This window comes from Mycobacterium sp. E1214 (assembly GCF_001666755.1).
Classification (GTDB): Bacteria; Actinomycetota; Actinomycetes; order Mycobacteriales; family Mycobacteriaceae; genus Mycobacterium.
In genome coordinates this window covers 41,452-60,448 of the sequence record NZ_LZJC01000127.1, presented here as the reverse complement: position 1 = coordinate 60,448, position 18,997 = coordinate 41,452, and the positions used below count along the sequence as shown (strand labels likewise).

At 69.8% G+C, this 18,997-nt stretch carries 24 protein-coding genes; 10 read left to right on the top strand and 14 right to left on the bottom strand.

Features of this window, described 5'->3' with window-relative positions; all coding sequences use genetic code 11:
• Window positions 1-17 precede the first annotated feature (17 nt).
• Together A5700_RS17955 and A5700_RS17950 are read right to left on the bottom strand one after the other, a co-directional pair.
• Window positions 18-1,049 carry an alpha/beta fold hydrolase gene (locus A5700_RS17955; RefSeq protein WP_068074081.1) on the bottom strand — a complete coding sequence of 344 codons (1,032 nt, stop codon included), beginning with the start codon at window positions 1,047-1,049 and terminating at the stop codon, window positions 18-20.
• Window positions 1,050-1,091: 42 nt separating this feature from the next.
• Complete coding sequence (locus tag A5700_RS17950) at window positions 1,092-2,081, bottom strand: proteasome assembly chaperone family protein (RefSeq protein WP_068074079.1); 990 nt, start codon at window positions 2,079-2,081, stop codon at window positions 1,092-1,094.
• A 229-nt stretch (window positions 2,082-2,310) separates the two neighbouring features.
• Here A5700_RS17950 and A5700_RS17945 point away from each other — a divergent pair, with 229 nt between their 5' ends.
• The gene (locus tag A5700_RS17945; RefSeq protein WP_068074077.1) at window positions 2,311-3,147 is read left to right on the top strand and encodes a serine protease; all 837 of its coding nucleotides are present in this window, start codon (window positions 2,311-2,313) and stop codon (window positions 3,145-3,147) included.
• A 10-nt stretch (window positions 3,148-3,157) separates the two neighbouring features.
• Here the strand turns inward: A5700_RS17945 and sthA are convergent, their stop codons facing one another.
• Window positions 3,158-4,573 (bottom strand): Si-specific NAD(P)(+) transhydrogenase, encoded by a 1,416-nt coding sequence (gene sthA, locus A5700_RS17940; RefSeq protein WP_068074075.1) that lies wholly within the window; start codon window positions 4,571-4,573, stop codon window positions 3,158-3,160.
• A 113-nt stretch (window positions 4,574-4,686) separates the two neighbouring features.
• Here sthA and A5700_RS17935 point away from each other — a divergent pair, with 113 nt between their 5' ends.
• Window positions 4,687-5,739 (top strand): DUF4192 domain-containing protein, encoded by a 1,053-nt coding sequence (locus A5700_RS17935; protein ID WP_068204909.1) that lies wholly within the window; start codon window positions 4,687-4,689, stop codon window positions 5,737-5,739.
• A gap of 21 nt (window positions 5,740-5,760) precedes the next feature.
• Here A5700_RS17935 and A5700_RS17930 read toward each other — a convergent pair whose 3' ends face one another.
• From A5700_RS17930 to A5700_RS17920, 3 genes are all read right to left on the bottom strand, one after another.
• Window positions 5,761-6,450, bottom strand: a complete 690-nt coding sequence (locus tag A5700_RS17930) for a metal-dependent transcriptional regulator (RefSeq protein ID WP_068074071.1) — start codon at window positions 6,448-6,450, stop codon at window positions 5,761-5,763.
• A gap of 124 nt (window positions 6,451-6,574) precedes the next feature.
• Entirely contained in the window at window positions 6,575-7,564 is a 990-nt protein-coding gene (gene sigB, locus A5700_RS17925) for a sigma-70 family RNA polymerase sigma factor SigB (protein ID WP_068074069.1), read from the bottom strand.
• A 139-nt stretch (window positions 7,565-7,703) separates the two neighbouring features.
• Complete coding sequence (locus A5700_RS17920; RefSeq protein ID WP_156671283.1) at window positions 7,704-8,126, bottom strand: DUF3099 domain-containing protein; 423 nt, start codon at window positions 8,124-8,126, stop codon at window positions 7,704-7,706.
• Window positions 8,127-8,206: 80 nt separating this feature from the next.
• Between A5700_RS17920 and A5700_RS17915 the strand changes: the two genes are divergently transcribed.
• Window positions 8,207-8,446: a DUF3039 domain-containing protein gene (locus A5700_RS17915; RefSeq protein WP_068074065.1), complete on the top strand. Its 240-nt coding sequence runs from the start codon at window positions 8,207-8,209 to the stop codon at window positions 8,444-8,446.
• Window position 8,447: 1 nt separating this feature from the next.
• Here A5700_RS17915 and A5700_RS17910 read toward each other — a convergent pair whose 3' ends face one another.
• Together A5700_RS17910 and A5700_RS17905 are read right to left on the bottom strand one after the other, a co-directional pair.
• Window positions 8,448-9,437 carry a YihY/virulence factor BrkB family protein gene (locus A5700_RS17910; RefSeq protein ID WP_068074063.1) on the bottom strand — a complete coding sequence of 330 codons (990 nt, stop codon included), beginning with the start codon at window positions 9,435-9,437 and terminating at the stop codon, window positions 8,448-8,450.
• Window positions 9,438-9,500: 63 nt separating this feature from the next.
• Window positions 9,501-9,689 (bottom strand): hypothetical protein, encoded by a 189-nt coding sequence (locus tag A5700_RS17905; protein WP_068074061.1) that lies wholly within the window; start codon window positions 9,687-9,689, stop codon window positions 9,501-9,503.
• Between the two features lie 126 nt (window positions 9,690-9,815).
• Between A5700_RS17905 and A5700_RS26630 the strand changes: the two genes are divergently transcribed.
• Entirely contained in the window at window positions 9,816-10,184 is a 369-nt protein-coding gene (locus A5700_RS26630; protein WP_068074059.1) for a DUF952 domain-containing protein, read from the top strand.
• On the opposite strand, the gene A5700_RS17895 is transcribed toward A5700_RS26630, so the two are convergent.
• The 3 genes from A5700_RS17895 to ppgK all read right to left on the bottom strand — a co-directional run bounded on the left by A5700_RS17895 (window position 10,133) and on the right by ppgK (window position 13,155).
• Window positions 10,133-10,546, bottom strand: coding sequence for a RidA family protein (locus A5700_RS17895; protein WP_068074057.1), 414 nt, complete (start codon window positions 10,544-10,546; stop codon window positions 10,133-10,135). The genes A5700_RS26630 and A5700_RS17895 overlap by 52 nt on opposite strands.
• Window positions 10,547-10,669: 123 nt before the next feature.
• The gene (locus A5700_RS17890) at window positions 10,670-12,169 is read right to left on the bottom strand and encodes an RNA polymerase sigma factor (protein WP_156671281.1); all 1,500 of its coding nucleotides are present in this window, start codon (window positions 12,167-12,169) and stop codon (window positions 10,670-10,672) included.
• A gap of 176 nt (window positions 12,170-12,345) precedes the next feature.
• Window positions 12,346-13,155, bottom strand: a complete 810-nt coding sequence (gene ppgK / locus A5700_RS17885; protein ID WP_068074053.1) for a polyphosphate--glucose phosphotransferase — start codon at window positions 13,153-13,155, stop codon at window positions 12,346-12,348.
• 102 nt (window positions 13,156-13,257) lie between these two features.
• Here ppgK and A5700_RS17880 point away from each other — a divergent pair, with 102 nt between their 5' ends.
• On the top strand, window positions 13,258-14,127 hold the full coding sequence (locus A5700_RS17880) for an inositol monophosphatase family protein (protein WP_068074051.1): 870 nt from the start codon (window positions 13,258-13,260) through the stop codon (window positions 14,125-14,127).
• A 6-nt stretch (window positions 14,128-14,133) separates the two neighbouring features.
• Here the strand turns inward: A5700_RS17880 and cei are convergent, their stop codons facing one another.
• On the bottom strand, window positions 14,134-14,784 hold the full coding sequence (gene cei / locus A5700_RS17875; protein WP_068074049.1) for an envelope integrity protein Cei: 651 nt from the start codon (window positions 14,782-14,784) through the stop codon (window positions 14,134-14,136).
• A 194-nt stretch (window positions 14,785-14,978) separates the two neighbouring features.
• On the opposite strand from cei, the gene A5700_RS17870 reads away from it, so the two are divergent.
• Entirely contained in the window at window positions 14,979-15,281 is a 303-nt protein-coding gene (locus A5700_RS17870) for a DUF4193 domain-containing protein (RefSeq protein WP_067115263.1), read from the top strand.
• A 9-nt stretch (window positions 15,282-15,290) separates the two neighbouring features.
• On the opposite strand, the gene A5700_RS17865 is transcribed toward A5700_RS17870, so the two are convergent.
• A complete protein-coding gene (locus A5700_RS17865; RefSeq protein ID WP_068074047.1) occupies window positions 15,291-15,770 on the bottom strand; it encodes a DUF3093 domain-containing protein in 480 nt (159 codons plus the stop codon).
• Between the two features lie 25 nt (window positions 15,771-15,795).
• On the opposite strand from A5700_RS17865, the gene dut reads away from it, so the two are divergent.
• Window positions 15,796-16,260: a dUTP diphosphatase gene (gene dut / locus A5700_RS17860; protein WP_068074045.1), complete on the top strand. Its 465-nt coding sequence runs from the start codon at window positions 15,796-15,798 to the stop codon at window positions 16,258-16,260.
• A gap of 40 nt (window positions 16,261-16,300) precedes the next feature.
• Window positions 16,301-17,077, top strand: coding sequence for a DUF3710 domain-containing protein (locus tag A5700_RS17855; protein ID WP_068074043.1), 777 nt, complete (start codon window positions 16,301-16,303; stop codon window positions 17,075-17,077).
• Here A5700_RS17855 and A5700_RS17850 read toward each other — a convergent pair.
• Window positions 17,074-17,775 (bottom strand): hypothetical protein, encoded by a 702-nt coding sequence (locus tag A5700_RS17850; protein WP_068074041.1) that lies wholly within the window; start codon window positions 17,773-17,775, stop codon window positions 17,074-17,076. The genes A5700_RS17855 and A5700_RS17850 overlap by 4 nt on opposite strands.
• Before the next feature lie 137 nt (window positions 17,776-17,912).
• Between A5700_RS17850 and A5700_RS17845 the strand changes: the two genes are divergently transcribed.
• Both A5700_RS17845 and A5700_RS17840 read left to right on the top strand, forming a co-directional pair.
• Window positions 17,913-18,281: an OB-fold nucleic acid binding domain-containing protein gene (locus A5700_RS17845; RefSeq protein WP_068074039.1), complete on the top strand. Its 369-nt coding sequence runs from the start codon at window positions 17,913-17,915 to the stop codon at window positions 18,279-18,281.
• Window positions 18,282-18,340: 59 nt separating this feature from the next.
• Window positions 18,341-18,997, top strand: a complete 657-nt coding sequence (locus tag A5700_RS17840; protein ID WP_068074037.1) for a DUF3159 domain-containing protein — start codon at window positions 18,341-18,343, stop codon at window positions 18,995-18,997.

Sequence of the window (18,997 nt, the reverse complement as noted above, 5' to 3'; positions counted from 1 at the left end):
CGACTGTACGGCGCGCGTCAGGTGGCGCTGCGTTCGTCGGAGCCCATCGCGCTCAACACTGCCACGCGCGTGGGAGCGGGGCCGGTGACGGCCTTTTCGCCGCCGCCGGTGCGCAACAACTGGCGCAGGGCGGCCTGGTCGTATTCACCCGGTTGGGTGCTGTCGATGAAGCGTTCGACGACATCGAGGAAGCGGGCCGGGTCGTCGTGGAAGGGGAAGTGGCCGGAGCCCTCGAAGATCTCCAGGCGCGACCCCGGCATTGCGGCGTGCGCCATCCACGCGTGCCGGACGGGGACCACCACATCTTTGCTGCCCCACACGATTTGCACCGGGATGGCCTCGGTGAGGTAGCACCGGTCGAGCATGGTCACGATCTGGCCCCGCCAGTCGACCACGGCCCGCAGGGTGCGGCTGAACGCCGCCGAGGCGGTCGGCTCCGGCAGGTCGTCGAGGATCCGCAGGACGTTGGGCAGGTCGCGGCCCAGGCCCGTGCTGCCCAACGCCATGCCGAGCACGCGGCCCGTGATCTGCACGGCCGGCAGCACCAGGGGCAGGCGCAGCAGCGCCAGGGCTTCGCTGCCCAGCGGCAGCGAGGCCCACCGGAACACGACGTTGACGTCCTTGGTGACCCCGCCGGTGCCCACCAGGATGAGCCGCTCCACCAGATGCGGGAACTGGTAGGCGAATTGCATGGCCACGCCGCCGCCGAGGGAATGACCGACGATGGTCACCCGTTCGATGTCCAGGACGCTGAGCAGGTCCCGCATTCCGTTGGCGTAGGCGGCCACCGAGTAGTCGGCCCGTGGCTTGTCGGACTTCCCGTGGCCCAACAGGTCCGGCGCGATGACCGTGAACCGCTGGGCGAGCTTGGCCTGCACCGCGTTCCACGTGGTGGAGTTATCGCCGATGCCGTGGATCAACAGGATCGCCGGCCCGGAACCCGCGATCCGGTAGGCCCGCCGGTAGCCGTGGATCGTGCGGAATTCCAGCCGGGGTGCGGTCACTTCACGCACCGGGCGGAGCGTGCTATTGCGCTTCCGCTCGGTCATATCGCCAACCTTGCTGTCGGGCCGGGCGCAGAGCGGGCCGGGCTAAGGGCGGGGCGGGTCAGGCCTGTCGTCGTCGTCGAACTTTTTCTCTGCCTGCTGGGCCAGGAATCGCTCGAACTCCGCGCCAAGCTCGTCGCCGCTGGGCAGATCCTCGTCGTGCGTTAGTAACGATCTGTTTTCTTGAGCGTCGATGAAGGCATCGTACTGGCGCTCCAGCGCGGTCACCACTTGAGCGACCTCGGCGCTCGCCTCGACCTGCTCGTCGACCTTCGCGCGGATCACGGCGGCCGCCTCGGTCAGCGCCATCAGGGGCAGTTCCAGCGAGGCGGTCTTGGCGACCTGGGCGAGCAGCGCCTCGGCGGCGGCCGGGTAGTCGGTCTGGGTGAGGTAGTGCGGCACGTGGACGGTGAAGCCGACCACCTCGTGGCCGTGCTGAGCCATCCGGTACTCCAGCAGGTTCGACGCGCTGCCGGGGACCTGGATCTCGGAGATCCACGGCTGGAAGTTGGCGATCAGCTCGGGATTGTTGGAGTGCGCGGTCATCGTGATCGGGCGCGTGTGGGGCACGGCCATGGGCACCGTGCCCAGGCCGATCGTCTGCCGCACGTTGAGCCGCTCGGCGAGCAGCCGCACGGCGGTGATGAAGCGTTCCCACTTCAGGTCCGGCTCCATGCCGGCCAGCAACAGGAACGGGGTGCCGACGGTGTCCCGGAACGCGTACAAATTCAACTCCGGGTCGTCGTAGCTGGTGAAGTGATCGGTCTTGAACGTCATCAACGGCCGCCGCGACCGGTAGTCCAGCAATTCATCGATGGCGAACGACGCGACCAACTCGCCCTCCAGCACGGCCTTGAGGTGGGTGGCGGCCAGCCGGATGGCGTGGCCGGCATCGGAAAAGCCCTCCAGGGCGTGCACCAGCACCGGGCCGCGGCCGTCGGCCGCCGACAAGTGCGGCGCCGGCAGCTCGAGCTCGTACATGCCGGCCTGACCGGGCTGGTAGTAGCTGTCGTCCGGGTCCTGGTGGTGAGCCATCGTGGGTTTGCCTCCTGTCGGGGGTTTCTCCAGGGTGCCCTACCAAGTGTCCCCCGAATCAGGGGACATCGATATTGCACAGCGAACTCACTTCGCGTCCTGACTGTGAAACGCGGCTTGGCGTAACGGTAATCCGGCGGGGCGGCCGCACGCCCGGCGGGCGTCCCACCAGCAAACCGACGCCGGCGCCGCGGCGCGCGCGAGTCGGCCGGGCCGGTCCCCGTCAGGCATGATGAAACCGATGCGCTTACCGGTGGTCGTGCTCTGCTCGGTGGTCGGCGTCACCGCGTCGCTGACGTCGTGCGCCCGGCCGGTCGAGCATGCGTCGGGCGCCCCGGTGGCCGCGCCGCGGATCGGGGGGCCGGTTCAACGGCTCGGCCAGCCCCAACAGCAGGCGGCCGCCGCGCCGGTTGAGCCGGACCGGCGCGTCGGCGCGATCTTCGTCGACGGCGGTCCGCTGCACGTCTGCACGGGTTCGGTGGTGCACTCGTCGGCGGGAAACCTGATGATGACCGCGGCGCACTGCCTGGCCGGCGCCTCGCAGGTGACGTTCGTCCCCGGCTTCGCCGGCGACGCGGCGCCCGCGCCCGCCGACGTGTGGAAGGCCGACGCCGTCTACCTCGATCCGCGCTGGACCGCCAGCAAAGACCCGCACGCCGATTATGCGGTCGCCCGGGTGACCAATGACGCCGGCGGCTCGGTGGAGTCGCGCGTCGGCCTGGCGCTGACGCTCGGGACCACCCCGCCGCCCGGCAGCCGCGTGACCGTGCTCGGCTATCCGGCCGGGGTGGGCGGCTCGCCGATCGGCTGCCAGGCCAGCACCTCGGTCTCGGACAGCGGCTTCCCGGCGCTGGCGTGTGAGGGCATGGTGGACGGCACCAGCGGCGGGCCGTGGGTCAGCGGGACCACGCTGATCGGGCTGATCGGCGGGCTGGAGCGGGGCGGCTGCGCGGCGAACGTGTCGTACTCGGCCCCGTTCGACGCGCACACCGCGCAATTGCTGGCCCGCGCCGAGGCCGGGGGCCCCGGCGACCCCGTGCCCAGCGACCTCGACGACGCGTGCTAGCGCCGCGGCCCTACCGGCGGAACTGGTTGAGCGCGCGCACCTTGTTCATCACGTCGAGCGCCGCCACCTTGTACGCCTCGGAGAACGTCGGGTAGTTGAACACCGCGTCGACGAGGTATTCGACGGTGCCCCCGCAGCCCATCACAGCCTGGCCGATGTGGACCATCTCCGTGGCGCTGGTGCCGAAGATGTGGACGCCGAGCAGCTTCAGGTCGTCGGTGGACACCAGCAGTTTGAGCATGCCGTAGGAGTCGCCGGCGATCTGGCCGCGGGCCAGCTCGCGGTAGCGGGCGACGCCGACCTCGTAGGGGATCGCGTTCTTGGTCAGCTCCACCTCGGTGGACCCCACGTAGGAGACCTCGGGGATGGAGTAGATGCCGATGGGCTGTAGCTCGGTGATGCCGTCGGTCGGCTCGCCGAACGCGTGGTAGGCGGCCACCCGGCCCTGCTCCATGGAGGTCGCGGCCAGGGCCGGGAAGCCGATGACGTCGCCGACGGCGTAGATGTGCGGCACCTTGGTCCGGAAGAAGTCGTCGACGAAGATCCGGCCGCGGTTGTCGGCCTCGAGTTCGGCGTTGTGCAGGTCGAGGTGGTCGGTCTGGCCCTGCCGCCCGGCCGAATACATCACCGTCTCGGCGGGAATCTGCTTGCCGCTGGCCAGGGTGGTGACGGTGCCCGCCGAGCCGACGTCGACCGCGGTCACCTCCTCGCCGAACCGGAAGGTCACCGCCAGGTCGCGCAGATGGAACTTCAGCGCCTCGACCACCTCGGGATCACAGAAGTCGAGCATGTCGCTGCGCTTCTCCACCACGGTGACCTTGGTGCCCAGCGCCGCGAACATCGAGGCGTATTCGATGCCGATGACGCCGGCGCCGACCACCACCATCGACGCGGGAAGCGTCTTCAGGTCGAGGATCCCGTCGGAGTCCAGCACGCGGTCCTCGTCGAACTCCACGCCGGACGGCCGGGCCGGCCGCGTTCCGGTGGCGATGACGACGTATTCGCCGCTGATGGTGATCTTTTCGCGCCGCGCCGGGTCCTCGACCTCGATGGTGTGCGGGTCGACGAAGCGACCGTGGCCGACCAGCAGGTCGATGCGGTTGCGCATCAGCTGGTTGCGCACCACGTCGACTTCCTTGCCGATCACGTGCTGCGTCCGCGCCAACAGGTCGGCGGGGGTGATCTTCTCCTTGACGCGATAGCTCGCCCCGTACAGCTCTCGCTGCGTCATCCCCGTGAGGTAAAGCACCGCTTCCCGCAACGTTTTTGAGGGGATGGTGCCGGTTTGTACGCACACACCGCCCAGCATCTGCCCGCGTTCGACGACGGCGACGGACTTGCCCAACTTGGCCGAGGCGATGGCGGCCTTCTGCCCGCCGGGCCCCGATCCGATGACCACCATGTCGTACTCTTGCGCCGAGCTCATGGCGTAAACAGTAAAGCAGCTGCACTCACAGTGCTGGCTTCGTCCACAGGTCTGAACGGGCACCGGGCCGCGTGCGCACCGCCTGACGGTGGCGACCGTCAGCGTTGGTGCTCATGACGAGGGATCAACCTGACTTCGAACTGACCCGCCCCGGTGCGCTCATCGCCGCGCTGCCCGCCGTTCTCGGCTTCGTTCCCGAAAGTTCATTGGTTCTGGTGTCTTTGGACGGCGGCGAACTCGGGTCGGTACTGCGGGTCGACCTCTCCGAGGAACTCGCGGGCGCGGTGGGGCACCTGGCGGACGTCGCCGCCGCGGCCGGCCCCGAGGCCGCGATCGCGGTCATCGTCGACGCCGAGGGCGCGCTCTGCCCCAGCTGCAACGACGACTACCGGCGGCTGTGCACGGCGCTCACCGAGGCGTTGGCGCAACACGGGATTGCGCTGTGGGCCGCGCACGTCGTCGACCGGGTCGTCGCGGGCGGCTCCTGGCACTGCGTGGACGGCTGCGGTGCGAGCGGCGTCGTCGACGATCCGGCGGCGTCACCGCTGGCCGCCGCCGCGGTGCTGGAAGGGCGGCGGCTCTACGCCCGGCGGGCGGACCTGCAGGCCGTGATCGCGCCCGAGGCGCGCAGCGCCGGGCTGGCCGACGCGGTCCGCAACCAGGGCGTGCTGCGCCGGGCGGCGCAGCGCGCGCAGCCGGGCCGGTGCGCCCGCGCCGACGTCGAGCGGGCGCTGGCCGCCCCGGCGCGGGTCGCCGCCGGTGAGTCGGTGCCCGACGACGAGGTGGCCGCGTTGGGGTGCGCGCTGCGCGACGCGCAGGTGCGCGACATGCTCTACGCGTTGGCGGTCGGCGAGGACGCGGGTGCGGCCGAGTCGCTGTGGGCCCTGCTGGCCCGCGTGCTGCCGCCGCCGTGGCGGGTCGAGGCGCTGGTGCTGCTCGCCTTCAGCGCCTACGCGCGAGGCGACGGTCCGCTGGCCGGGGTGTCGCTGGAGGCCGCGCTGCGCTGCGACGCCGACCATCGGATGGCGGGCATGCTGGACACCGCGTTGCAATCGGGGTTGCGGCCGGAAGACATCCGGGAACTCGCGATGACCGGCTACCGGCTGGCCAAGCGGCTCGGGGTGCGGCTGCCGCCGCGGCGATCGTTCGGCCGCCGGGCCGGGTAGGCGGCAGCGGCCGGCGCGCGCTCAGACCTTCTCGACCTTGACGGCGTGGGCCATCTCGTGCGGCAGGGTGACGTTTTCGTGGCCCGGGATCAAGATGGTGACGCCGGCGGGCCCGGTCTCGACCGTCACCCGGGCGTTGGGCACCACGCCGGCGTCCTTCAGTCGGCTGATCAGGTCGATGTCGCCCTGCACGTGCTCGGTCAACTGCCGGACCACCACGGCGACCGGCGCGCCCGCGGGCAGCTCGGTCAGCCGGACCAGGGGTGCCTCTTCGGCGCCCGAGTCGGGCCCGACGCCCAGGTCCAGCAGGCCGGGGATGGGGTTTCCGAAGGGGGAGGTGGTCGGGTGGTTGAGCACCTTGACCAGCCTGCGCTCGACGTCCTCGCTCATCACGTGCTCCCACCGGCATGCCTCGGCGTGCACTTCCTCCCAGGGCAGCCCGATGACGTCGACCAGCAGCCGCTCGGCGAGGCGGTGCTTGCGCATGACGGCCACCGCCAAGGCGCGGCCCTTGTCGGTGAGCTCGAGGTGCCGGTCGCCGGCCACGTGCAGCAGCCCGTCACGCTCCATCCGGGACACGGTTTGGCTGACGGTTGGCCCGCTCTGATCGAGGCGTTCGGCGATGCGGGCACGCAGCGGTGTCACGCCCTCTTCCTCGAGGTCGTAGATGGTCCGCAGGTACATCTCGGTGGTGTCAACCAGGTCGTTCATTCAGCACCTTCCATCGACGCTGAGTCTACTTGGCCAGCTGCACGAATGGTTGTAACGGCTCCCAGGCAAGCAATATGCCCGCCGCGATGCGGCGGGCATACTGTCTCGTGGCCGTGCTGGGGCGTCAGCTTGCGTAGGACCGCAGCCGGTCCGCGCGCTCGCCGTGACGCAGCTTGCTCATCACGTCGCGCTCTATCTGCCGGACCCGCTCGCGGGACAGGCCGAACAGCTTGCCGATCTGGTCCAGCGTGCGCGGCTGACCGTCGTCCAGGCCGAAGCGCAACCGGATCACCTGATGCTCGCGCTCGTCGAGAGTGGCCAGCACGCTGCGGATGTCGGTGTGCAGCAGCTCGGCGATCACCGCGTTCTCCGCGGACATCGCCTCGGCGTCCTCGATGAAGTCCCCCAGCGGGGCTTCCTCTTCCGAGCCGACCGGCATGTCCAGGCTCACCGGGTCGCGGCTGTGCTCGAGCAGGTCGTTGATCTTCTCGACCGGGATGCCGGATTCGGCGGCCAGTTCCTCGTCGGTGGCCTCGCGCCCCAGGTTCTGGTGCATCTCCCGCTTGATCCGCGCCAGCTTGTTGACCTGCTCCACCAGGTGCACGGGCAACCGGATGGTGCGGCTCTGGTCGGCCATGCCGCGGGTGATCGCCTGACGAATCCACCAGGTGGCGTACGTCGAGAACTTGAATCCCTTTGTGTAATCGAACTTCTCCATCGCGCGGATCAGTCCGAGGTTGCCCTCCTGGATGAGGTCCAGCAACGGCATCCCGCGACCCGTGTAACGCTTGGCCAGCGACACCACCAGGCGCAGGTTGGCCTCCAGCAGGTGGCGGCGGGCCGCCTCACCGTCCCGGACGACGGCCTCCAGGTCGCGCCGGCGGTTGTCCCCGAGGCGCTTGCGGGTCTCCAGCAGATGCTCCGCGTAGAGGCCGGCCTCGATGCGCTTGGCTAGTTCGACTTCACCCGCCGCGTTGAGCAAGGCCGTCTTACCGATTCCGTTGAGATACACGCGCACCAGGTCCGCTGCCGGGCTTTGGGCATCCAGATCGCCGTCAAATCTGCTCGTGCTGGCGTTCGCCATAGCGACCTCCCGTTCGGCTTGTTCTGTCATTGAGTTAACGACAGATCAGCCCTGTGAGTTCCCAGCGCCTTCTCACTTCACACGTCGTGACGTGCAGAAATGTGCCCGCGACCTGAGAATGTCCTGAGAAGTGCGAAAGATCTGCGCCGGCGCCGGAACCGGCCGGGCCCTAGCGCGGCCCGTAGCCGCCGGGCGGACTTGTCGGCCAACCCGCCTGCGGGGGGCGCGGCGGCTCGATCGCCGCGCGCTCGGCGCGGGGGAATAGCGGGGTGCGCCGGTGCGCGTCGTCGAAGCGGCGCGGCTCGTCGGCGCTGCGTGGGGGTCGGTCGTTGGCGATCAGCACCGCCATCCAGGGCAGCGGGATCGACAACGCCACGATGGCCAGCGAGATCAGCCCGTTGTGCCAGGCGCCGTACGCCAGCGCCGCCAGGACCAGCGCGGGAATCCGGAACGCCATCAACGTCATGTACTTGCGCACCCGGGCGCGGTGCTGCTCCTCGTAGGAGACGGCGGCACCGGTGATCAGCACCGGCCTGCCGTCGTCGTCGAACCCCAAGTCGGAGCCGTGCTTCATTTCTCCACTGTCCCACAAGATCAGGTTTCCGGCTTGAGCGATTTTGCCGAGCCACGGCGCGCTGCCGGCGACGCGCCGGCCAGGGCAGAATGTGAGGCATGCAGACCCAGACGATCGAACGCACCGAGACCGACGAACGCGTCGACGACGGGACCGACGGCGACACCCCGAAGTTCTTCCACTACGTCAAGAAGGACAAGATCGCCGAGAGCGCGGTGATGGGCAACCACGTCGTGGCGTTGTGCGGCGAGGTCTTCCCCGTCACCCGGGCGGCGAAGCCGGGGTCGCCGGTGTGCCCGGAATGCAAGGAGATCTACGAGCGGCTCAAGCGCGACTGATCTACACCGGCGGCTCGGCCGCCACCGCGTCGCGGGGCCGGGCGGCGGGTGGGGCCGCCGCCTCGGGGCGGTGCCGCAGCCCGCGCACCCGCTGCACCAACCAGTTGCGGACCCGGTGCGCGTGGGTGGTCGGCGCCGGGAATTCCTCCTGCACCGCCGCGTTGAGTTCGGCGCCGATCATGATGGCGAACCCGCCGAAGAACGCGAACAGCAGGAACGCGATCGGCGTCGACAGCGCCCCGTAGGTGTAGCCGGTGCTGGTGATCCACCTCAGGTAGAACCGCAGGCCGAGCGTGGCGACCACAAACACCGTCGTCGCCAGCATCGCGCCCAGGATGAGCCGGTGCGAGGGCAGCGGCTCGGGCAGCGCCACCCGGTAGAGAATCATGACGCCCAGCATCAGGCCCAGCAGCAGCGCCGGGTAATACCCGTAGCGCAGCACGTTTTCCAGGCCGACGGGGATGTGTTCGGCGACCTTGCGAGGGCCGACGACCACGAGGGGCGCCGTCAGGACCACCACCGTCAGCATGACCACATAGAGGAACAACGCGAACAGCCGCTGCCGCACCGGGTGGCGCAACGGGGTCTGGTCGTGCGCCTCCACGACGGAGTCGACGAACGCCGAAATCGCGGACGATCCCGCCCACAGCGAGATCAAGAACCCCAGCGACACCACCTCGCCGCGGGCGTTGTGGCCAATGTCCCGGACGGTCGGCTCGATGATCTCGTTGACGACGCTGGGGGAGAACACGTTGTGCGCCGTGGAGATCAGCTGGCGTTGGATGCTGGGCAGCATGTCCGCGCCGAACAACGGCGCAACGTAGGACAGGGTGCCCAGCATCCCGAGCAGCAGAGGCGGCAGGGACAGCGCCGACCAGAAGCCCGCCTGCGCGGACTCGGAAAAGATCGAGTCGTCCCAGCTTTTCGATAGGGTCCTCAGACTGATTCGCCAGATGTGGTGGCGCGATGGTTTTGCGACCTGATCGCTCATTCAGTCCAGCATTACCGATAAACACTCGCCCGCTCCACATTGGCGGCGGGCGAGTTCGGCGGATTAGCTTTCGCTGACCTCCAGCACGGCGGCCAACTCGATCAGCTTCGCCTCGTGCTCGTTGGCGTGGTGCTGGCAGAAGAGAAGCTCATGGCCCGAGGGGAGCTTGGCCCGGACGCGGGCTGCGGCACCGCAGCGGTCGCACCGGTCGGCTCTGGTCAGTTCTCGACTTGTCGTCAGAGTTGCATTCATGGCTTCTCCGTTCTCGTACTTTCACTTTCTCAGACGTATCGCGTTTTCGCCTTGTTCCCCGATCGTTATCGGGTGTGTCGTTTCTCACGGGTTGTAAAGGTTTGGTTTCGGCGAACTTTCCTAGAGTTGACGACCGTGACGTCCCCCTTAAACGCGCTGGTCCACCTATGCGGAACCGCCGACTGGAGCGCGGCGCGTGAACGCGGTGAAATCCGGCCGCAGGCCCCCGCCGAGTTCCTCCACCTGTCGACGCCCGAGCAGGTGCACCTGCCCGCCAACCGCCTATTCCGCGGCCGAGATGACCTGGTGCTGTTGCACATCGACCCGGCGCTGCTCGACTCACCCGTGCGGTGGGAGCCAGGTGTTCCAACGGACCCGCAGGCCATGTTGTTCCCGCACTTGTACGGCCCGCTGCCGGTGCGGGCCGTGGTCCGCGTCGCCCCCTACCGGCCGTCGCCCGACGGCACCTTCCCGCCCGTGGGGGAGTCGACGTAGGCGTCGACCTCGATCTCTACAAGCAGCTCCGGCGAGATGAGGGCGGCGACCTGCACCATGGTGGAGGCCGGCCGGACCGCGCCGAACACTTGCGCGTGCACCGCCCCGACTTGGTGCCAGCGTGAGATGTCGGTGACGTAGATCCGGGTGCGGATCACGTCGGCCAGCGCGGCACCCGCCTCGTGCAACGCAATCTCGATGCGGCGCAAGGCGTCTCGCGTCTGAGCTGCGATGTCGTTCGCCGGCCCGGCCCCGGTGGTGCCGGCGACCGCGACGTGTGGGCCCACGCGCACGGCGCGCGAATACCCCACGGCGTCCTCGAAACCGGATCCTGACGAGACGAGCGTGCGGCCTACCGACATGACCTCACGGTACGACCGACGTCCGCCGAGCGCAGCCGAATGTGCCGGATTTCCAGCAAGATTCAAGCGCACGTCGGAAGATGCTGCGCGCGAATAGCTTTTCGCGACGCAATTAGCCCAGGACTAGTCCAGGTAGTCGCGCAACACCTGAGAACGGCTGGGGTGGCGCAACTTCGACATCGTCTTCGACTCGATCTGACGGATGCGCTCGCGCGTCACGCCGTAGACCTGCCCGATCTCGTCGAGGGTACGGGGCTGGCCGTCGGTGAGACCGAAGCGCAGCCGTACTACGCCGGCTTCGCGCTCGGACAGCGTCTCCAGCACCGACTGCAACTGGTCTTGCAGCAGCGTGAAGGACACCGCGTCGACCGCGACCACGGCCTCGCTGTCCTCGATGAAGTCGCCGAGCTGGCTGTCGCCCTCGTCACCGATCGTCTGGTCCAGCGAGATCGGCTCACGCGCGTATTGCTGGATCTCCAGCACCTTTTCGGGCGTGATGTCCATTTCCTTGGCCAGCTCTTCGGGAGTGGGCTCGCGGCCCAGGTCCTGCAGCAGCTCGCGCTGGATGCGGCCCAGCTTGTTGATCACCTCGACCATGTGCACCGGGATGCGGATGGTGCGGGCCTGGTCGGCCATGGCGCGGGTGATCGCCTGCCGGATCCACCAGGTGGCGTAGGTGGAGAACTTGTATCCCTTGGTGTAGTCGAACTTCTCGACCGCGCGGATCAGGCCGAGGTTGCCCTCCTGGATCAGGTCCAGGAAGGCCATGCCGCGACCGGTGTAGCGCTTGGCCAACGACACCACCAGGCGAAGGTTGGCCTCCAGCAGGTGGTTCTTGGCGCGGTCACCGTCGCGGCAGATCCACATCATGTCGCGGCGCTGCGCGGCGGGCAGCTTGTCGCCCCGCTCGGACAGCTCGGCCATCAGCTGGGTGGCGTACAGGCCGGCCTCGATGCGCTTGGCGAGCTCGACCTCTTCCTCGGCGTTGAGCAGCGCCACCTTGCCGATCTGCTTGAGATAGGCGCGCACCGAGTCGGCCGAGGCGGTGAGCTCGGCGTCTTTGCGGGCCTGCCGCAGCGCCTCGGACTCGTCCTCGTCCCAAACGAAATCACCCGAAGCCTTGTCTTTTTCGGACGGTTCGGCGATCTCCTCGTCGTCCTCGGCGGCGGCCGGGGCCTTCGCCTTGGGCGCGGCTTCGCCGGGCTCTTCGGCTTCCTCGTCCTCGCCCTCGTCGGAGTCGCTCGCCTCGGCCTCGTCGCCGTCGGATGCGACCTCGTCCTCCAGGTCGTCGAGGGCCAGGTCCGTGTCGATGTCGAGGTCCTCGCCCTCGAGATCGGGCTCGCTCTCCAGCTCCTCCGAACCGTCGGACTCGGCGGCGTTCAGGTCGGCGTCGGGGTCCGACGGGCCGCCCTTGGCCGCCTTCGTCCCGCGACCCGCCGGCGCCTTCGCGGCGCCGCGGCCCTTCGCGGTCGCGTCGCCCCCGTCGGCCTTGGCGGCCCGCTTCGCGGGGGCCGAGCCGTTAGCGGCCTTGGCGGCCGGGCGCTTGGCGGGTGCCGCGGGCGCCTTCGTGGCGCTGCGTTTCACCGGCGCTTCGGTTGCCGGGCTTGCCTTGGTCGCTGCCACTTACACCCCTTCGTTTGGACTCACTTCCGGTGGGTAAGGGCATGGTTAACCGAAAGTGTCTGCTATGTCGATGTCGGCGTTGGTATCTGCGTGCGTGCCAGCACGCTCTCGTTCGGGCGGTCGCCGAACACCATTGTAACGACAGTGCGCCGTCAAACGGCTCTGCCGGGCAAAAATCAGTGCGTCACGTCCGAGGTAGCGGCCATCGCCGCGCCGACGATACCGGCGGTGTTGAGCAGGGCCGCGGCGACCACCGGGGTGCGATTTTCCAGCAGCGGCACCCACTTCTCGGCCTTGCGGCTGATGCCCCCACCGGCGATGAACAGGTCCGGCCACACCGCGTTCTCGATGGTCACCAGCACTTTGGTGACTTGTTTGGCCCACTTCTCGAACGACCAGTCGTTCTTCTCCTTGACCGAGGACGCCGCGCGCTTCTCGGCCTCCTTGCCGCCGACTTCGAGGTGGCCGAATTCGGTGTTGGGTATCAGGACGCCGTTGTGAATCACCGCGGAGCCGATGCCGGTGCCGAAGGTCAGCAACACCACCAGCCCCGACTGTCCCTTGCCCGCCCCGTAGTGCTCCTCGGCCAGGCCGGCCGCGTCGGCGTCGTTGAGAACCGTCACCTCCTGGCCGTTGAGTTCCGCGCTGATGATGTCGCGCGCGTTCGTGCCGATCCAGGACTTGTCGACGTTGGCGGCCGTCTGCACGACGCCGTGCGTGACGACGCCGGGGTAGGTCACGCCGAGCGGGCCGGTCCAGCCGAAGCCGTTGACGACTTGTGCGATGGTCTTGGCGACGGCCGTCGGTGTCGCGGGTTGCGGGGTGAGCAGTTTGATGCGGTCCCCGATGAGCTGGCCGGTGTCCATGTCGACGATGCCGCCCTTGATGCCGCTGCCGCCCACGTCGATGCCGAATCCGCGACGCGGGCCGGCGCCGTTGGACGCGTCGGTGCCGGGCGGATCCGTGGTCGAGTCGGTGCTGGTCATCGAGACTCCTGGTCGAGCGGGGCTGTGTCCGATCACCTTAGCCCGGTGACGACGCCGTCGGCGGCGTCTGCGCGGCGCCGGGCGCTGTGATGCGATGTACCCGTGACGCCACCCGATGAAGAGCTTTGGCGGCTGCGTTCCGTGGCCGAGGCCCTGGCCGGCGAGGCCGCCGAATTCGCGCGCCGCCGCCGCGCCGAGGTGTTCGGCGCGGACGCCCCGGGCGGCCCGAACGGGGCGGTGCGCTCGAAGAGCACGCCCACGGACCCGGTGACGGTGGTCGACACCGAGACCGAGCGGCTGCTGCGCGACCGGTTGGCCGAATTACGGCCTGGCGAACCCATTCTCGGCGAGGAGGGCGGCGGCCCGGCCGACGCCGCGGCCGACCACGAGGACGCGGTCACCTGGGTGCTCGACCCCATCGACGGCACGGTGAACTTCGTCTACGGCATTCCCGCCTACGCGGTGTCCGTGGGCGTGCAGATCGGTGGCGTGTCGGTGGCGGGGGCCGTCGCCGACGTCGTCGGCGCCCGGGTGTTCTCGGCCGCTGCCGGCCTCGGCGCCCACGTCGTCGACCAGCACGGCACCCGCCCGCTGCAGTGCGCGGCCGTCGACGATCTGTCGATGGCGTTGCTGGGGACCGGATTCGGCTACGCGCGCCAGCGCCGGGCGGCGCAGGCGGCGTTGTTGGCGCGCCTGCTGCCGGTGGTCCGCGACGTGCGGCGCATCGGCTCGGCGGCGCTGGATCTGTGCATGGTCGCCGAGGGTCGCCTGGACGCGTACTACGAGCACGGGCTGCAGGTGTGGGACCGCGCCGCCGGGGCGCTGATCGCGGCCGAAGCCGGCGCGCGGGTGTCCCTGCCCTCGCCGGACGTGCCCGGGGCCGGGCTGGTGCTGGCCGCCGCGCCCGGCATCGCCGACGAGCTGCTGGCCGTGCTGGGCCGCTTCAACGGCCTGGACCCGATCGCCGACTGACGCGCCTCAGCAGCTGCTGGCGTGGATCTTCGCGAGCAGGGCGGGGTCGGAGGGTTCCGTGGCGCCGGGGCGCAGGGTGGCAAGCACGGCGTCGATGTCGTCGTTGTGGGCCAGCGCGGAGAAGTCGGTCCCCAGGGCCAGGTCGACGGAGTCGTCGGCGCGGTTGTCGTTGAACAACTCGGTGCACGGCGCGACCAGCCACACCGCGGCGGCGGTGGCCTGCCCCGCGGTGCCGAAACGGATCTGGCCCTGGCAGGTCAGCCGGGTCCCGGCGTAGAGGGGGTCGTTGGCGGCGGTGGGCTGGGCGAAGCCGAGGTCCTTGAGCGCGCCCGCGACGTCACCGGCCTGGCCGCCCCGGCCGCTGGCGTTGAGGACGCGCACCTTGGTGTCGGCGAGCTTCGCGGGGGTGACGTCCATCATCGCGCTGCGCGATACCTCTTCACCGAGTTGGGCCGGCGCCGAGCCGGCGGGTTTGGGCGGAGGGTTGCACACGATCGCCTCGTGCACTTTCGCCGGCCGCGTCAGCGCGATGGTCCAGACCACGGCGGTGACGACCGAGAGCAGGACGACCACGATGATGGCGGGCCGGGGGTTGCGCCGCCGGAAGGGCCGGCCGTGCTTGTCGAAGGCGGTTCCCTCCGTGATTTGTGCGACCACAGCTGCACTCTAGCGGCACGCCAAACGCACTGTTCAGGGACGAACTCAAGGCCCAGAGCGGCAGTGTGACGTAAATCACACATTAGATGCCGGTCATCCGGGCACGAATCGTTTGGTGGATGCGTTCGACGCTGGTACAAAGCGATGCTTGGGTTACGAGGGCATGCGAAGGCAATAGGGGCAGGGGAACAGATATGCCTACCGATTATGACGCTCCACGGCGGACCGAAACCGATGATGTTTCGGAGGATTCGCTGGAGGAGCTCAAAGCGCGACGCAACGAGGCGGCCTCGGCCGTGGTCGACGTCGACGAGTCAGAAACCGCCGAATCTTTCGAGCTGCCGGGCGCCGACCTGTCCGGTGAGGAGCTGTCGGTCCGCGTCATTCCGAAGCAGGCGGACGAATTCACCTGCTCGAGTTGCTTCCTGGTGCAGCACCGCAGCCGGCTGGCCAGCGAGAAGAACGGCGTGATGATCTGTACCGACTGCGCGGCCTGACCGCCGTCCTCAGCTTCGCAGCGCCGACAGCACCCGGTCCGGGTGCCGGCAGCTCACCAGCCAGTAGGGGGTCGGGTCGTCCGGGTCGTCGAGCACCACGAGGATCATCGGCGCCACCCAGGCGCGGTGCACGACGAACGCCGCCGGATCGAGTTGGCGGCCCAACGCGGCCGACTTGGCCGACGGCGCTACCGCCGCCGACCGGGAGATCACGGTGACCGGCAGGTGCGCCTCGCCGGCCCACAACTCCACTCCACCGGTGGGGTCGGCGGTGACGCGGACCTCGATGCGGCCCAGCCACAACAGCGTCGCGGCGGCCACCACGAACAGCACCGCGTACGGCAACCATTGGGGCAGTGAACGGACGCCGAGGTTGACCTCGAAGGCGATCAGCCCGGCCAGCGCGAAGGCTGGCGGCCACCACCACCACGGGACCCATAATCGTTCGCGATATCGCACACTGTGCGGCGCGACGCGCGTAGCGGACACGCAGTCAAGGGTAATCTGTGGCCCCGTGTCGACCAGTTTGGCCGTTGTCCGCCTCGACCCCGAGTTGCCGTTGCCGAGTCGCGCCCACGCGGGTGACGCCGGCGTGGACCTCTACAGCGCGCAGGACGTCACCCTGGGGCCCGGCCGGCGCGCGCTGGTGGGCACCGGGGTCGCCGTCGCGATCCCGTTCGGGATGGTCGGCCTGGTCCACCCGCGTTCGGGATTGGCTGCGCGGGTGGGCCTTTCGATCGTCAACAGCCCCGGCACCATCGATGCGGGGTATCGCGGCGAGATCAAGGTCTCGCTGATCAACCTCGACCCCGACGAGCCCATCGAGGTGCACCGCGGGGATCGCATCGCGCAGCTGCTGGTGCAGCGAGTGGAGCTGGTCGAGCTGGTCGAGGTGTCGTCGTTCGACGAAGCGGGCCTGGCGGGGACCTCCCGCGGCGACGGCGGTCATGGTTCTTCCGGCGGGCATGCGAGCCTGTGACGGTGCAAAGCGAAGCGACGAGGGAAAGTGGGCGGCGCTGATGGTGGGATTTGGTAGGCGCTCGGGCGACGACGACGGCGGCGCCACGCCCGCCGGTGGGGACGACCGATCGGACGACGCCGCGGCGCAGGCCGCGGACGCGCCGGCGGCCGACGCCCTCGACGACCTCGAGGGCCCGTTCGACATCGACGACTTCGACGACCCCGCGGTCGCCGAGCTGGCCCGCCTCGATCTGGGGTCGGTGCTCATTCCGATGCCCGAGGCCGGGCAGCTGCAGGTGGAGCTGACCGAGACCGGGGTGCCCAGCGCCGTCTGGGTTGTCACGCCCAACGGCCGGTTCACCATCGCCGCCTACGCCGCGCCGAAGACGGGCGGCCTGTGGCGCGAGGTGGCCGCGGAACTCGCCGAGTCGCTGCGCAAGGACTCGGCTCAGGTCAGCATCAAGGACGGGCCGTGGGGCCGCGAGGTGGTCGGCACCGCGACCGGCGTGGTGCGTTTCATCGGCGTCGACGGCTACCGATGGATGATCCGCTGCGTCATCAACGGCACCCACGAGACGATGGAAGCGCTGGAGACCGAGGCGCGAGCGGCGTTGGCCGACACCGTGGTACGGCGCGGCGACACCCCGCTGCCGGTGCGCACGCCGCTGACCGTGCAGCTGCCCGAGCCGATGACGCAGCAACTGCGCGAGGCCGCCGCGGCGCAACAGGCCGCCGCCGCCGAGAGCCAGCAGGCCCCGCCGCCCGCCGAGCCGGCGGCCCGACGCAGCGCCGACGGGTCGGCCATGCAGCAACTGCGCACCACCACCGGGGGCTAACCCAGCTCGCCCAGCGCGGCCAGGCAGGCCGCGCCGAGCGCCGCGGGATCGGCGCCCAACTGATCGAGGGTGATCGTGCGCAGCGCCGCCCGCGGCGCCGCGCCCGCCCACGCGCGCGCGACCTGCAGCGGGTGAATCGCGTCGTCGACCGCGCCGACCACCCCCATCGGGGCCGACAGCCGGCCCAGCTCGGCAAGGCTCGGCGCCGCGTAACCGGCCGCGGCTTCCATGGCGTCGGGCAGACCGGGCCATTGCGCCCGCCACGACCGGGTTAGCTCGTCGGCCAGCCACGGCGGGCTGGACGCCCGCATCTGCTCCGTCGTCGCCGCCAGGCCGTCGTCGCGCAGCCGCGCCGCCGAATAGCGCGCGGCCAGCGCCGCGGGCGCTGCCCCGGGTTCACCGGCCCAGGCCGGCAGGGCGGCCAGCACGGCGGTCGTCCGGTCCGGGTGGGCCAGCGCCCACGCGGCCGCCACGGCGGCCCCGATGGACACGCCACCCACCGCGATCGGGCCCGTCTCGGCGGCGTCGTCCAACGCCGCCAGGTAGCCGTCGATCAGGCGATCCGGCCGCGGCGCCGGTGTCACCGGCACGGCGCCGACCTCGCGCAAGGGACCGGAAAACGCTCGGTCGACGTAGTCGTCGTCGGAACCGGTTCCGGGTAGCAGCACGGTCGTGACACCGCGCAGATGGGCAACCACTCCTCGATAGTGCCCCGGCGTTCACCCACGCTCCAACGTCAAGTTTGATTCGGTTGGCGCCGGGGAACCAAGAGGTCTACGGTGGCCGTTGATTTGTTGGAAGCGCCGATAGCTGTAGCAGCACTGTAGGAGTGGCCATGGGGGCCCAAGGGTATTTGCGCCGGCTCACCCGTCGGTTGACGGAAGATCCGGAGCTGCGCGACTCCGAGGAACTGTCCGACGAGGTCGCAAGTACCGGCGCGCAACGCGTAATCGATTGCCAGCGGGGCCAGGAGGTCACGATGGTCGGGACGCTGCGCAGCGTGGAATGTAACGGCAAGGCTTGCGCGGGCGGGGTCCGCGCCGAGCTGTTCGACGGCAGCGACACGGTCACCCTGGTGTGGCTGGGTCAGCGCCGCATCCCCGGCATCGACTCGGGGCGCACGCTGCGGGTCCGCGGCCGGCTGGGCAAGCTGGAGAACGGCACCAAGGCGATTTACAACCCCCACTACGAAATTCAGCGGTGACCACCCGCGGTGATGCGGGGGCACCTTCGTCGTCAGGAGAATCGGAGCCGCCCGAGGGGGTGAGCGCCGACCGGATGAATCCCGAACGCCTGCTGGCTCAGCTGGGCGGGCTGAGCGGCATCGTTTATTCGTCGCTGCCCGTGGTCGTCTTCGTCGGCGCGTCGAGTGTGTCGGGCCTATCGACCGCCGTCCTGTCCGCGCTGGGGGTGGCCGCGCTGGTCCTGCTGTGGCGGCTGCTGCGACGCGATTCCGTGCAGCCGGCCGTCTCCGGGTTCTTCGGCGTCGCGATCTGTGCGGCGATCGCCTACGTGGTGGGGCAGTCGAAGGGCTACTTCCTGCTGGGGATCTGGACGTCGCTGCTGTGGGCGGTGGTGTTCGCGGCGTCGGTGGCGATCCGGCGGCCGCTGGTGGGCTTCGGGTGGGCCTGGTCCACCGGTCGCGACGCCGCCTGGCGCGCCGTTCCGCGCGCCGTGCACGCCTTCGACATCGCCACGATCGGGTGGGTGCTGGTGTTCGCCGCCCGCTTCGTGGTCCAGCGGCTGCTCTACGACGCCGACAAGACCGGCTGGCTGGCGACGGCGCGGATCGGGATGGGCTGGCCGCTCACCGCGCTGGCGGCGCTGGTGACCTACGCGGCGATCAAGGCGGCGCAGCGCGCCCTCGCGGCGGCCGCCACCGACGACGCCGCGGCGCGGCCGGACGCCGTGCGCGATTAG

Coding starts and splice junctions, on each gene's coding strand:
- A5700_RS17905 (WP_068074061.1), bottom strand. CDS start 9,689: ATGAATGCAACTCTGACGACAAGTCGAGAACTGACCAGAGCCGACCGG.
- A5700_RS17855 (WP_068074043.1), top strand. CDS start 16,301: ATGGTGGGATTTGGTAGGCGCTCGGGCGACGACGACGGCGGCGCCACG.
- A5700_RS17945 (WP_068074077.1), top strand. CDS start 2,311: ATGATGAAACCGATGCGCTTACCGGTGGTCGTGCTCTGCTCGGTGGTC.
- A5700_RS17930 (WP_068074071.1), bottom strand. CDS start 6,450: ATGAACGACCTGGTTGACACCACCGAGATGTACCTGCGGACCATCTAC.
- A5700_RS17950 (WP_068074079.1), bottom strand. CDS start 2,081: ATGGCTCACCACCAGGACCCGGACGACAGCTACTACCAGCCCGGTCAG.
- A5700_RS17895 (WP_068074057.1), bottom strand. CDS start 10,546: ATGTCGGTAGGCCGCACGCTCGTCTCGTCAGGATCCGGTTTCGAGGAC.
- A5700_RS17870 (WP_067115263.1), top strand. CDS start 14,979: ATGCCTACCGATTATGACGCTCCACGGCGGACCGAAACCGATGATGTT.
- ppgK (WP_068074053.1), bottom strand. CDS start 13,155: ATGACCAGCACCGACTCGACCACGGATCCGCCCGGCACCGACGCGTCC.
- A5700_RS17845 (WP_068074039.1), top strand. CDS start 17,913: ATGGGGGCCCAAGGGTATTTGCGCCGGCTCACCCGTCGGTTGACGGAA.
- A5700_RS17915 (WP_068074065.1), top strand. CDS start 8,207: ATGCAGACCCAGACGATCGAACGCACCGAGACCGACGAACGCGTCGAC.
- A5700_RS17910 (WP_068074063.1), bottom strand. CDS start 9,437: ATGAGCGATCAGGTCGCAAAACCATCGCGCCACCACATCTGGCGAATC.
- A5700_RS17935 (WP_068204909.1), top strand. CDS start 4,687: ATGACGAGGGATCAACCTGACTTCGAACTGACCCGCCCCGGTGCGCTC.
- A5700_RS17955 (WP_068074081.1), bottom strand. CDS start 1,049: ATGACCGAGCGGAAGCGCAATAGCACGCTCCGCCCGGTGCGTGAAGTG.
- sigB (WP_068074069.1), bottom strand. CDS start 7,564: ATGACAGAACAAGCCGAACGGGAGGTCGCTATGGCGAACGCCAGCACG.
- sthA (WP_068074075.1), bottom strand. CDS start 4,573: ATGAGCTCGGCGCAAGAGTACGACATGGTGGTCATCGGATCGGGGCCC.